General features: G+C 72.0%; 11 protein-coding genes. 5 read left to right on the top strand and 6 right to left on the bottom strand.

Going from position 1 to position 12,800, the window contains the following annotated elements; all coding sequences use genetic code 11:
- Positions 1 to 141: 141 nt before the first annotated feature.
- Entirely contained in the window at positions 142 to 1,629 is a 1,488-nt protein-coding gene (locus CWN80_RS03500; protein WP_007927370.1) for a VWA domain-containing protein, read from the bottom strand.
- Positions 1,616 to 2,524: an AAA family ATPase gene (locus CWN80_RS03495; protein WP_007927372.1), complete on the bottom strand. Its 909-nt coding sequence runs from the start codon at positions 2,522 to 2,524 to the stop codon at positions 1,616 to 1,618. Before CWN80_RS03495 ends, CWN80_RS03500 begins: the two co-directional genes overlap by 14 nt.
- Positions 2,525 to 2,568: 44 nt before the next feature.
- Here CWN80_RS03495 and CWN80_RS03490 point away from each other — a divergent pair, with 44 nt between their 5' ends.
- Positions 2,569 to 3,492: a PfkB family carbohydrate kinase gene (locus CWN80_RS03490; protein WP_128276893.1), complete on the top strand. Its 924-nt coding sequence runs from the start codon at positions 2,569 to 2,571 to the stop codon at positions 3,490 to 3,492.
- Between the two features lie 13 nt (positions 3,493 to 3,505).
- On the opposite strand, the gene CWN80_RS03485 is transcribed toward CWN80_RS03490, so the two are convergent.
- The gene (locus tag CWN80_RS03485; protein WP_007927374.1) at positions 3,506 to 3,934 is read right to left on the bottom strand and encodes a MerR family transcriptional regulator; all 429 of its coding nucleotides are present in this window, start codon (positions 3,932 to 3,934) and stop codon (positions 3,506 to 3,508) included.
- Between the two features lie 82 nt (positions 3,935 to 4,016).
- Between CWN80_RS03485 and CWN80_RS03480 the strand changes: the two genes are divergently transcribed.
- The 3 genes from CWN80_RS03480 (at position 4,017) to CWN80_RS03470 (ending at position 8,085) form a co-directional block, all read left to right on the top strand.
- Entirely contained in the window at positions 4,017 to 5,213 is a 1,197-nt protein-coding gene (locus CWN80_RS03480) for an acyl-CoA dehydrogenase family protein (protein WP_007927375.1), read from the top strand.
- 27 nt (positions 5,214 to 5,240) lie between these two features.
- A complete protein-coding gene (locus CWN80_RS03475) occupies positions 5,241 to 6,803 on the top strand; it encodes an acyl-CoA carboxylase subunit beta (protein WP_007927376.1) in 1,563 nt (520 codons plus the stop codon).
- A gap of 205 nt (positions 6,804 to 7,008) precedes the next feature.
- Entirely contained in the window at positions 7,009 to 8,085 is a 1,077-nt protein-coding gene (locus CWN80_RS03470) for a S8 family serine peptidase (RefSeq protein WP_007927377.1), read from the top strand.
- Here CWN80_RS03470 and CWN80_RS03465 read toward each other — a convergent pair.
- Positions 8,070 to 8,702, bottom strand: coding sequence for a Maf family protein (locus tag CWN80_RS03465; protein WP_040881233.1), 633 nt, complete (start codon positions 8,700 to 8,702; stop codon positions 8,070 to 8,072). The genes CWN80_RS03470 and CWN80_RS03465 overlap by 16 nt on opposite strands.
- Before the next feature lie 135 nt (positions 8,703 to 8,837).
- On the opposite strand from CWN80_RS03465, the gene CWN80_RS03460 reads away from it, so the two are divergent.
- Positions 8,838 to 10,109, top strand: a complete 1,272-nt coding sequence (locus CWN80_RS03460) for a lipase family protein (RefSeq protein ID WP_007927380.1) — start codon at positions 8,838 to 8,840, stop codon at positions 10,107 to 10,109.
- Between the two features lie 69 nt (positions 10,110 to 10,178).
- Here the strand turns inward: CWN80_RS03460 and CWN80_RS03455 are convergent, their stop codons facing one another.
- Both CWN80_RS03455 and CWN80_RS03450 read right to left on the bottom strand, forming a co-directional pair.
- Positions 10,179 to 11,060, bottom strand: coding sequence for a hypothetical protein (locus CWN80_RS03455; RefSeq protein ID WP_007927382.1), 882 nt, complete (start codon positions 11,058 to 11,060; stop codon positions 10,179 to 10,181).
- A 47-nt stretch (positions 11,061 to 11,107) separates the two neighbouring features.
- Complete coding sequence (locus CWN80_RS03450; protein WP_128276892.1) at positions 11,108 to 12,793, bottom strand: DUF885 domain-containing protein; 1,686 nt, start codon at positions 12,791 to 12,793, stop codon at positions 11,108 to 11,110.
- Positions 12,794 to 12,800: the final 7 nt, after the last annotated feature.

Here is a 12,800-nt window from a genome sequence, read left to right as displayed (position 1 = left end):
CCGGACCCGCATTTCCCTAGGGAAATGACGGCAGGGGTGGTGATTTCCCTAGGGAGATGCGGTGGAGGGTGCGCATTTCCCTAGGGAGATGACGGCAGGGGTGGTGATTTCCCTAGGGAGATGCGGTGGACGAAGGGGGAATCAGCCCACCGGCAGGCGGGAGACGAACTGCCGCAGCTGCTCGATGTTGCGCACCTCGTGCATGTCGACGACCTCGGCGTAGCGACTGGCCACGGAGTCGCCCGTGTCCCACATGCGCTCCGCCTCCGGGTTGAGCCAGGCGGCGTAGCGGGCCTGGGAGACGAGGATGCGCAGGCGGTCGATGCGCGGGTCGGTGCCGTTGGTCCGCGCGTCACCGAGGATCAGCACCGTCGAGCGCGGCCCGATGGCGTCGAGGTGGTGCTCGACGGCGTCCTCGAAGGCCGCGCCGTAGTCGCTCGACCCGTGCCAGCGGGTCATCTGTGCCTCGCGAGCCACCCGCTCGCTGATGTCCTCGCCGACCTGCGCCTCGCGGACCAGCTCGGTGATGTCGTCGCACGTGTTGACGAAGCCGATGAACCGCACCCGGCGGAAGACTCCGGCGAGTGACTGCAGGAGCAGCATCGTGAAGCGCGAGAAGCCCGCCACCGACCCGGACATGTCGCACAGCAGGACGATGTCGGCCCGGCTGCGGGTGCGGCGCTTGTAGGCCGGGCGCACCGGCACCCCACCGGTCGACATCGCCGCGCGCAGCGTGCGCCGGATGTCGATGGTGCCCCGCGACTGCCGCCGCTGGCGGGCGGCGAGCTTGGCCGCGAGCTTGCGCGACAGGGGCGCGATGACCGCGTGCAGCTCGGCCGCCTCGGTCTTGCCGGTGAGCAGGAAGTCCTTGCGCTCCAAGGGGTCTCGCACGCCGTAGCGCGAGATGCGGTCGCGTCCGCGGACCTCGGCGTTGCGCCGCGCCGACTCGGTCTCGACCTTGCGCCGGAAGGCGCCGACGCGGTGGCGGATCTCGTCGCGGTCGTAGCGGTCGCTCAGCTGCTCGGGCCGCCAGGCGCTGCCCGCGCCCCCGCCGCCGCTGCCGGTGGCGCCGCCGCTCCCTTCGCCCGATCCGCCCGAGCCCTCGCCGGACCCGCCGGTGACGTCGCCGGCGTCGCGGGCCCGCTGCAGGGCCGCCGCGATCGCGGTCTGCGGGGCGAGACGCTCGATCGTCTGGTTGGCCGACCACCCACCGGTCGACGACTCGTTGGCCAGCCGGCCCAGCTCGGCCACGGCACGGGCCGCGAGCCGATCGAGCTCACGCTCGTCGCCGCGGGCGAGGGCGTCGACGAGGTCGTCACGCAGACGGGCGGCGCGCTCGCGGGCCCCCTTCGTGTCGGTCGGCGCCGGGTCCTCGGCCTCACCGACGCGACCGCCGACGGCGGCGGGGAAGTGGATGTCGAAGAGCTGGTCGAAGACCGTCCGGTCGGCCGAGCGGCGCATCATCGTCGCGGCGAGTCCGGTGCGCAGGCGCTCGCGGTCGTCGAGGCCGAGCGCCCTTGCGGCAGAGGCGGCGTCGGCCACCTCTGAGGTCCCGACCGTCACGCCGTGCCGGCGCAGCGCCCGGGCGAGGTCGACGAGCCGCTCGCCGAGCGGGTCAGGCGAGGGCACGGTCCAGGTCCAGGGTCTGCACCGCGAGCTCGATGTCCTCGCGGTGCTTGAGGACGACGCCGAGGGTCGAGCGCACGAGCTCCGGCTGCAGCTCGCCGTCGGTGCCCAGGCTGACGAGCGTGCGGGCCCAGTCGATGGTCTCGGCGACCGAGGGCGACTTGCGCAGCCGCATATCGCGCAGCGCGCCGACGAGCCGCACGACGGAGGCAGCGAGCGTCTCGTCGAGGTCGGGCACCGTCAGACGCACGATCCGCAGCTCGAGGTCGGACTCGGGGTAGTCGATGTGCAGGTAGAGGCAGCGGCGGCGCAGGGCCTCGGACAGCTCACGGGTCGCGTTGGAGGTCAGGACGACGAAGGGGGTCTGGCTCGCCCTGATCGTGCCGAGCTCGGGCACGGTCACCTGGAAGTCGGAGAGCACCTCGAGCAGCAGACCCTCGATCTCGACGTCGGCCTTGTCGAGCTCGTCGATGAGCAGGACCGTCGGGTGCTCGTTGCGGATCGCGGTGAGCAGCGGGCGGGAGAGGAGGAACTCGTCGGTGAAGATGTCCTCCTTGACCGAGGTCCAGTCCGCCTCGTCGGCGCCCGCGGAGTCGTGGTGGGCGCCGGCTGCGGTGATGCGCAGCAGCTGCTTGGCGTGGTTCCACTCGTAGAGGGCGCGCGCCTCGTCGACGCCCTCGTAGCACTGCAGGCGCACGAGCTCGCCGTCTGTCGCTGCCGACACGGCGGCGGACAGCGCGGTCTTGCCGACACCGGCAGGCCCCTCGATGAGCAGCGGTTTGCCGAGCTGGTCGGCGAGGTAGACGGTCGTCGCGATCTCGTCGGAGGCAAGGTAGCCGTGCTCGGCCAGGCGCGCCGTGACGTCGTCGACCGAGGTGAAGCGGGGGGTGTGCGTCATGCTCGCAGTCTGCCCGACCGCGTCCGTCGGTAGCGTGTGCCCCCATGAGCCCGAGGGTGATCCACACCGCACAGGCGCTCGTCGACGTCGTCGTCGAGGTGCCCGACCTGCCTCGCCGCGGCGGCAACTCGATGGCCACATCCGTGGCGCGCTACGCCGGGGGAGCGACGACGATCCTGGTCGCCGCCGTGCGCTCCGGCGCCGCGGCCGTCCACGCAGGGGCCCACGGTCGCGGCCCGAACGGCGACCTCGTCCGCGAGACCCTCACTGCCGACGGCGTCACGCTCTCGGCTCCCGTCGTCGAGGACCTCGACACCGGTGTCTGCATCGTCATGGTCGAGCCCTCCGCGGAGCGGACCTTCGTCACGACGCAGGAGGCCGAGCGGCACATCAGCGTCGAGTCGCTCGCGACGAGTGCGCCGGTCGCGGGGGACCTCGTGTGCGTCAGCGGCTACAGCCTCGTCGGCCGCACCTGCGACCCGCTGGTGACCTGGCTGGAGTCCCTGCCAGACGACGTCCTCGTCGTCCTCGACCCCGGAGCGGTCTTCGCGGAGCTGGAGCCCTCCCTTCGCGCCCGGGTCGTCGCGCTCACCGACGTCTGGACCGGCAATGCCGAGGAGTCCGAGGACTTCGGTGGCGCGAAGGGGATGGCGCCGGCGGCCGAGGCCGTCGCCGCACTGCTGGAGCCCGGTGCCGTCGCCGTCGTCCGCGACGGCGAGCAGGGGTGCGCCGTGCACGCCGACGGCGTGACGAGCGTCGTGCCCGGCTACCCCGAGACCCCCGTCGACACCAACGGCGCGGGCGACACCCACACCGGCGTGCTCCTCGCGGAGCGGGCGAAGGGGGCTACCTGGCCCGACGCCTGCCGCCGCGCCAACGCCGCCGGGGCCATCAAGGTGACCCGCAAGGGGCCGACGTCCGCGCCGACGGCCGCGGAGATCGACGCCTATCTCGCCGCTCGCTCCTGACCTCGACCCTGCCTCAGCGGGCGTCGAGCTCGGTGCGGCAGCGCTGCTCGAAGGTGTCGAGCTCGGCGAGTGCGTCGTCGAGGTCGCGCCGCCGCTGCTCCAGGTCCGCGCGGCGCTCGTCGATCTGGCCGAGCACGTACTCGAGCTGGCTGCGGCGCCCGCGCGGTGCGTCGTAGAGGTTGATGATCTTGGCGATCTCGTCGAGGGGGAAACCGAGCCGCTTGCCGCGCAGCACCAGGCCCAACCGCGTGCGGTCGCGCCGGTGGAAGAGGCGGGTCGTGCCCTGCCGCTCGGGCGAGACGAGGCCGATGTCCTCGTAGTGCCGGACCGTGCGCGTGGTGATGCCGAACTCGTCGGCGACCTCGCGGATCGTCCAGGTCCGCGCGTGCTCGTCGGGAGCATCCGCGCCCGGGGGAGTGGCCCCCTTCGTCCGGCTTGTCATGACCCGAGATGATGCTTTACGTTGACGTCAACGTCAAGCAATGGTGCTGCCGGTGACCCCGGGGTGCCGGGAGAGGTCGGGCATGTTCGAGCTGTCGCAGGACCACGAGGACTTCCGCGCGAGCGTGCGCGACTTCGCCGAGCGCGAGGTGGAGCCGCACGTGGCCCAGTGGGACAAGGACCACCACCTGCCGCTCGAGGTCGTGCACCGCATGGGCGACCTCGGCCTCTTCGGCCTCGTCGTCCCCGAGCGCTGGGGTGGCTCCGCCGAGACCGACGACGGCGTCGTCCAGTCCGACTTCACCGCGCTGTGCGTCGCGATCGAGGAGCTCGGCCGCATCGACCAGTCCATCGGCATCACGCTCTCCGCCGGCGTGGGCCTGGGCATCAACCCGATCCTCACCTACGGCACCGACGAGCAGCGTGACCGCTGGCTCCCCGACCTCGTCGCCGGCCGCGCCCTGGCCGGCTTCGGCCTCACCGAGCCCGACGCCGGCTCCGACGCCGGTGGCACCCGCACCACGGCCACCCGCGACGGCGACGAGTGGGTCATCAACGGTGCCAAGTCCTTCATCACCAACTCCGGCACCGACATCACCTCCCTCGTCACCGTCACCGCGCGCACCGGCACGACCGCCGAGGGGCGTGCCCAGATCTCGGCGATCATCGTCCCGAGCGGCACCCCCGGCTTCACCGTCGAGGAGCCCTACGACAAGCTCGGCTGGCACATCTCCGACACCCACGGGCTGAGCTTCGACGGTTGCCGCGTGCCCGCCGACCACATCGTCGGGGAGGAGGGGCAGGGCTTCCGGCAGTTCCTCAAGACCCTCGACGACGGCCGGATCGCTATCTCCGCGCTCGCCACCGGACTGACCCAGCGGATGCTCGAGCTGGCCACCGACTACGCCCGGACCCGCACCTCCTTCGGCCGGCCGATCGGCGCCAACCAGGGCGTGAGCTTCCAGATCTCCGACCTCGCCGTCATGGCCGAGACCTCGCGCGTGCTCACCTACAAGGCGGCCTGGCTCAAGGACGAGGCCGACCGCGGTCGCCGCTCGGCCAGGGAGGTCGCCCGCGCCGCCTCGATCGCCAAGCTCTACACGTCGGAGGCCGCGGTGAGCGCCACGCGCATCGCGACGCAGGTCTTCGGCGGCAACGGATTCATGGAGGAGTACCCCGTCGCCCGCTTCTACCGCGACGCCAAGATCCTCGAGATCGGCGAGGGCACCTCCGAGGTGCAGCGCATGGTCATCGCCCGCCACCTCGGCCTGCCGGTCTGAGCCGGCCCGGACGGAGGGAGTCACCCCGTGAGCAGCTACCCCACCGACCCCAAGGTCGAGGACGTCCGTCGTCGCATCCGCGCCGCGCACGACGCCTCCGAGCGGCCCACCGACAAGGCCGCGGCCAAGCTCGAGGCCCAGGGCAAGCTCTACGTCCGCGACCGCATCGCGCTGCTCGTCGACGAGGGCTCCTTCGTCGAGGACGGGCGCTATGCCAACGCGCTGGCCGCCGGTCTGCCGGCCGACGGCGTCGTCACCGGCCGCGGCCTCGTCGACGAGCGGCCGGTCATCGTCATCGCCAACGACCCGACCGTCAAGGCGGGCTCGTGGGGTGCCCGCACGGTGGAAAAGATCGTGCGCGCCACCGAGACCGCGCTGCGCGAGGAGCTGCCGGTCTTCTGGCTCGTCGACTCCGCGGGCGCGCGGATCACCGATCAGGTCGAGATGTTCCCCGGCCGTCGCGGGGCCGGCCACATCTTCCACAACCAGGTCGCCCTGTCGGGCAAGGTCCCGCAGATCTGCTGCCTCTTCGGCCCGAGCGCCGCGGGCGGCGCCTACATCCCCTCCTTCACCGACCTCGTCATCATGGTCGAGGGCAATGCGTCGATGTACCTCGGCAGCCCGCGCATGGCCGAGATGGTCGTCGGCGAGCGGGTCTCCCTCGAGGAGATGGGCGGGGCGCGCATGCACTGCACCGTGAGTGGCGTCGGCGACGTGCTCGTCGCCGACGACGCGGAGGCGATCGAGGCCGCTCGCCTGTGGCTGAGCTACCTCCCGCTCAACTGGCGCGGTGACCTCCCTTCGTACGAGCCGGAGGCGCCCGCGGCACCCCTGACGGCCGCGACGATCCCCGAGCGCGAGTCGCAGCCCTTCGACATCCACGACGTCATCGACGGCCTCGTCGACGACGACTCCTTCTTCGAGGTCAAGGAGCTCTTCGCGCCGGAGCTGGTCGTCGGCCTCGGCCGCATGGCCGGCGAGACCGTCGGCATCGTCGCCAACAACTCGATAGCCAAGGGCGGCGTGCTCTTCACCGACAGCGCCGACAAGGCGGCGCGCTTCATCTGGCTGTGCGACGCCTACTCGATCCCGCTGATCTACCTCGCGGACGTCCCCGGCTTCATGATCGGCTCCGAGGTCGAGCGCGGCGGCATCATCCGGCACGGCGCCAAGATGGTCTCGGCCGTGGCGTCGGCCACCGTCCCGCAGTTCTGCGTCATCGTCCGCAAGGCCTACGGTGCCGGCCTCTACGCGATGGGCGGGCCGGGCTTCGCCCCCGACGCGACGATCGCGCTGCCCACCGCCCGCATCGCCGTCATGGGCCCCGAGGCAGCGGTCAACGCGGTGTACGCCAACAAGATCGCGCAGATCGAGGCCGACGAAGGGGAGGCCGCCCGCGACGACTTCATCGCCGCCCGTCGGGCCGAGTACGAGGAGGATGTCGACCTCGAGCGACTGGCCGCCGACCTGGTGCTCGACCAGGTCATCGAGCCCGAGCAGCTGCGCGACGAGCTGCTCGCGCGTCTGCGGCACGCCCGCGGCCGCGACCGGACCTTCTCGGAGCGCCGGCGGGGGATCCCGCCCGTCTGACCCCGCGACGATTCTCGGGTCACCCGAGAAACCTCCCCTTCGCAAGGGTTTCAAACTCTTGCGAAGGGGAGGTTTTCCGGGTCACCCGGAAAGCGCGGGGTGGGCGAGGTGTGCGTGACGGTCGTCCCACCGTGCACACGCTGCACGACCCCGACTTCGTAGTTACCGTTGGGTAACCAACGTTCCCCCTGACGAAGGACGCCCCATGAAGAAGTGCTGGACCTCATCCGTCGCGGCCGTCGCCTGCGCGATCGGCCTCGTCGCCTCGGCCGGCTCCGCCGGAGCCGCCACCAACGACCCGCTCCGCTCCGACCTGTGGGGTCTCGACCAGGTCAGGGCCGAGCAGGCCTGGTCCTCGAGCCGCGGTGAGGGCGTCGTCGTCGCGGTCGTCGACACCGGTGTCGACCTCGGTCACCCCGACCTCGCCGGCCGCCTCGTGCCCGGTGCCGACTTCGTGTGCGGCGAGGTCAAGGGTTCCTGCGGCGACGGTGGTTGGAAGGGCCAGGACGGTGTGGGCCAGGAGTCCGACGTCCACGGCACCCACGTCGCCGGGACCATCGTCGGCAGCGCCGACAACGGCATCGGGGTCGCCGGCGTGGCCCCCGACGCCAAGGTCATGCCGATCAAGGTCCTCGAGGACGGCTCCGGGGCCAACGAGGACATCGCGGAGGGCATCCGCTACGCCGCCGACCACGGTGCCGACGTCATCAACCTCAGCCTCGGCGGCCTGCCCGGCACCCAGATCTTCTCCATCTTCGGTCTCGACACGACGATGAAGGACGCGATCCAGTACGCCCGCGACAAGGGCACGCTCACGGTCGCCGCTGCCGGCAACACCTCGACGCTGCTGTGCAACGACCCCGCCTTCAGCAGCGACTCGATCTGCGTCGGTGCCACGGACCGCAACGAGCTGAAGTCCTACTTCTCCGAGCTGCCGGTCACCTTCCGGGGCAAGGGCGTCGCGGGTCCCGGTGGCTCCGGGCGACTCCTCGGCGGGCCCTGCTCCGACGACATCATCTCCACCGTCCCGCGGGGCACCGGCACCGACGAGTGCGGCGAGGGCAAGGACTACGCCGCCTTCGCCGGCACGTCGATGGCGACGCCGCACGTCGCCGGTGTGGCCGCGATCCTCTTCGGCCAGGGCCGCAGCCTCGACAACGTCGAGCAGGCGATCCTCTCGACCTCGAGGCACCCGCTCTTCGGCACCCGCGGCGGCTTCAGCGCGCTCTACGGTCGCGGCATCGTCGACGCCCGGGCGGCGGTCGCCTACCCGCGCGACTGAGCCGACGCCACCGTCCACCAGTCGACCCCGAGGTCGGCGAGCAGGCGGCGCAGCAGCGGCAGGCACAGCCCGATGACCGTGCTCGGGTGCCCCTCGATCGCGTCGACGAAGGGGGCGGCCAGCCCGTCGAGCGTGAAGCCGCCCGCGACGTGCAGCGGCTCACCGGTCGCGACGTAGCCGTCGATCTCCGCATCCGACGCCCCAGCGAAGTGCACCCGTGCACTCGCCGGGGCGCCGGCGCTCCTGCCGGTGGGCAGGTGGACCACGTGGTGACCGGTGTGCAGCACACCGGTCCGGCCGCGCATCGCCGACCAGCGCTCGCGGGCGACCTCGGCCGTGCCGGGCTTGCCGTGGACCCGCCCGTCGAGCTCGAGGACGGAGTCGCAGGCGATGACGAGGTCGGTCCCGGCGGGTAGGCGAGAGGCGACGGACTCTCCCTTCGCCTCGGCCAGCAGCTGCGCCAGCGTGCCGGGGGAGACGTGGGGGTCGCGTTGGCGGGCCGCCGCCTCGACGGCCGGCTCGTCGACGTGGCTCACGACGACCTGCGGGTCGAGCCCGCACGCACGCAGCAATGCCAGACGAGCGGGTGAGGCGGAGGCGAGGACGACGGAGGTCATGGCCACATCATCGCCCCTTGCCAGTAACTGACCGGTAGGTAACCATGAGACCCACCGCCACACCGACGACGTCGTCCGCCAGGGGGCACCACACCTGTCCGGAGGACCGCACCCTCCCTGACAGACAGGACCTGCATGACCTCCATGACCAAGCGCGCCGTCGCGGCCGCGGCCCTCGCCGTCGCCGTCACCCTTCCGCTGGCCGGGACCGCCTCCGCCGACCACCGGGACGTCCCGGGCACCCTAGGCGCGCGCACCCTCACCAACACGCCGGAGCCGACGCGCCCGGCCTTCTACGAGCCGCCCGCCACCATCCCCTCGACGCCCGGGACGCTCATCCGCAGCGAGCCCGCCCCGCTCCTGCTCGACCCGCTGGGGCTGTCCTCGAGCGTGGTCACCGCCACGCGGGTCATGTACTCCTCGACCGACGGCCAGGGCCGCCCGATCGCGGTGACCGGCACCGTCTTCGTGCCCAAGACCACCTACCGCGGCTCCTCCGCCCGCCCGCTGATCTCCTACGCCCCCGGGACGCAGGGCATGGGCGACTCCTGCGCCCCGTCGCGGCAGATGGAGAGCCTCGTCGAGTACGAGGGCATCGGGATCACCCCCGCGGTCGCCCGCGGGTACGCCGTCTCGATCACCGACTACCAGGGGCTCGGCACCGCCGGCACCCACACCTACATGGTCCGTGAGGCCCAGGGCCGCGCCGTGCTCGACATGGCGCGCGCCACCAAGAACCTCAAGGGCAGCGGCATCACGGCCAGCAACCCGATCGGCCTCATGGGCTACTCGCAGGGTGGCGGCGCGGCCGGTGCGGCCGCGGAGCTGGCCGGCAGCTACGCACCCGAGCTGAACATCAAGGGCTCGGCCATCGGTGCGCCCCCGGCCGACCTGGGCAAGGTCGGCAAGAACATCGACGGCTCGCTCTACTTCGCCTTCGCGACCTTCGCCCTCCTCGGGGTGGCCCAGTCCGAGGGGATCGACCCCAACCCGCACCTCAACGCCGCGGGCAAGGAGTTGGCCTCGCAGGTCGAGAACGACTGCGTCTTCGACCTCTTCAACTACGCCTTCAAGGACTCGGGCACGTACACGACGAGTGGCAAGAAGCTCTCTGCCTTGCTCGACGAGCAGCCCTTCCGGGCTGCCGTGGAGCGTCAGCGCATCGGTCGCCTCAAGCCCAACGCGCCGGTGCAGATCAACCACGCCATCCTGGACGACACGATCCCCTACGCGGTGGGCAAGCAACTCGGTAGCGACTGGTGCGACAAGGGCACCCGCGTGACCTTCAACGCCGGCCTGACCCCGACCCACGTCGGCGGGATGGTGCCGCACGTGGCGAAGTCCATGCTCTTCTTCGAGGACCGCTTCGCCGGGCGCAACCAGGTCAACTCCTGCTGGCGTCTGTGATCCACCGGACCTGATGACGAAGGGGGTGGCACCGGCCGGTGCCACCCCCTTCGTTATCCCCTGCAGAGGTCAGGAGAAGGCGGCACCGGTGATCGCGTCGGTCAGCCCGTCGGCGACCCGACCGCCGTCGAGCGTGAGCACCAGGGTGCCCCCGCCCTTGTTGCGGTAGGTGACCGTCGACGCGGTGCTCGAGACTCGAGCCCAGCGCGGGCCGCCGGTGCCCCAGTCGTCGTACAGGGTGCGCATGACCTCGTCGGTCGAGTAGTCCCAGGCGCTCGGGTCGTCCTTGCCCCAGGCCCGGATCATGGCGTCGGCGTAGTCGGTGACCGACCGGGGCAGCCCGACGGCGTCGGTGGGTGTCTCGGTGGGCGTGCTCGTGGGTGCCGGGCCGAGGTCGGCGCCCACGACCGCGTGCTCCCTGCCGGATGAGGCCGCGGCCTCGTCGACGAGGACCGCGAGCGAGCGACCGGAGGAGTTGGTGTAGCGCACCCGGGTCCGCGCCCCCTCGACGGTGCTGCTGCGCCGCTGCCACGACGTGCCGCCCAGGGCCGAGACGCCGAAGAGGTCGGACACCGTCGCACTGGTGGCGTAGCGACCGGCCTTGTCCCGGTCGCCGGCGCCCCAGGCCCGGACGAAGCCGTCGGCGTAGGCCCTCGTGCCGCGGGGGAGCGACCGGTCGTCGTCGGTGGCGGGGGCCGCGGTCGTGTCGGGCGCACCGCGGGTGGACGTGGGTGCCGGTTGGCCGGGTGAGGGCGAGGCGGGGGGAGTGTCGCTCTGCGTCGAGCCTCCCGACGGGGTGATCGTCGTCGTGCTCGGCGCATTGCTCGTCGAGCTCGAAAAGGTGACGGTGACCGTGTCGGGGCCGGTGTCGGTGGGCTCGGACCCACCCGGTGAGCAGGCTGTGGCAGCCACGCAGACGGCGACGACGAGGGACCCCCTGGTGAGCTTCACCCTCCGATGGTAGGTCTGCCCGGTGCCCGCAGCGCGGGCACGAGTACTCATCCCAGGTCGAGCAGCGCGGTGCGCAGGGTGTCGAGCCCGACGCTGCCCACGTCGAGCGCGCGGCGGTGGAAGTCACGCAGGTCGAAGTCGGCGCCCTGGCGGCGCTCGGTCTCGGCGCGCAGCTGCAGCCACAGCCGCTCACCGATCTTGTAGCTCGGCGCCTGGCCCGGCCAGCCGAGGTAGCGGTCCAGCTCGAAGCGCAGGAAGCCCTCGTCCATGTTGGCGTGCGCGGAGAGGAAGTCCCAGGCCTTGTCGTAGGTCCAGACGCCGCCGCCGACCTCGGCCGGCGCCTCGAAACCGCAGTGCACGCCGATGTCGAGGACGACGCGGGCCGCGCGCAGCGACTGCCCGTCAAGCAGACCCATCCGGTTGCCGGGGTCGTCCATGTGCCCGAGCTCGGCCATGAGCCACTCGGCGTAGAGGGCCCACCCCTCGCCGTGACCGGAGGTCCACGAGGCCAGTCGACGCCAGCGGTTGAGCAGCTCCTTGCGGTGCACCGTCTGGCCGACCTGGAGGTGGTGGCCGGGCACACCCTCGTGGTAGACGGTCGTCAGCTCGCGCCAGGTGCCGAAGTCCGTGACCCCCTTGGGCACCGACCACCACATGCGGCCGGGGCGGGAGAAGTCGTCGCTCGGCCCCGTGTAGTAGATGCCCCCGGTCTCGGTCGGCGCGATGCGGCACTCGATGGTGCGCACCGGCTCGGGGATGTCCAGGTGCGGCGCGAGCAGGTCGATGGCCTCGTCCGCGGTGCGCTGCATCCACGCCTGCAGGGCCGCGGTGCCGTGGAGCTGGTAGCGCGGGTCGGCGTCGAGGGCGGCGACGGCCTCCTTGACGCTCGCGCCGGGGCGGACCTGCTGGGCGACATCATCCATGTGGGCGGTGATCCGGGCGAGCTCCTCCTGGCCCCAGGCGTAGGTCTCCTCGAGGTCGATGGTCGCGCCAAGGAAAGACCTCGAGTGGAGCTGGTAGGTCTCGCGACCGCAGGCGTCGGACCGGGGAGCCTTGTCGCGCAAGGGCTGCAGTCGCGTGGCGAGGTCGCGGTAAGCCTCCGCGGCGCTCCCAGCGGCGCGGCGCAGGTCGGTGGCGACGGACTCGGGCAGCGGCGCCCCGCCGTCGAGCCGAGCCCCGTCGGCGAGGCCGGCGAAGTACCCGTCGGGTGCCGTGAGGTCGGTGCACTGCTCGATGCACCGCTCGTACTGCCGAAGGGGGGCGATGTCCCCCTTCGTCGCGGCGGCGGTGAGCGAGGCGGTCCACTGCTCGAGGGCGGCGGGCACGCGGGTGAGTCGGGTCGCGATCGTCGACCAGTCGTCGGGCGTCGCGGTCGCCATGATGTCGAAGACATCGCGGACGGCCTGCATCGGCGACGCGATGACGTTGATCTCCTGCAGGTCCAGGCCGGCGGCGTGCACCTCCTCGGCCAGTCCGAGGCGCTCGCGCATCGCCTCGAGGGTCACCCGGTCGACGTCGTCGACGGGGGCGGCCTCGTCGAGCGCGGCGAGGGTGCGCCGCCGCAGCCGTGATGCGGCGGCGAGACCGTCGGGGGAGAGGTCGTCGATCTCGCTCTCGTGGCCGGGCAGCCCGCGGTAGGTCGCGGTGAGCGGGGAGAGCTCCACCTCGGCGTCGAGGTGCGCCTCGGCGATGCGGTCGATCGTCGTCTGCGGGCGGGGCTGCTCGGTGGTCACCGAGGCG

This window comes from Janibacter hoylei PVAS-1, from assembly GCF_004025845.1.
In the GTDB taxonomy this organism is placed as follows: Bacteria; Actinomycetota; Actinomycetes; order Actinomycetales; family Dermatophilaceae; genus Janibacter; species Janibacter hoylei.
This window is presented reverse-complemented; position numbering and strand designations above follow the sequence as displayed.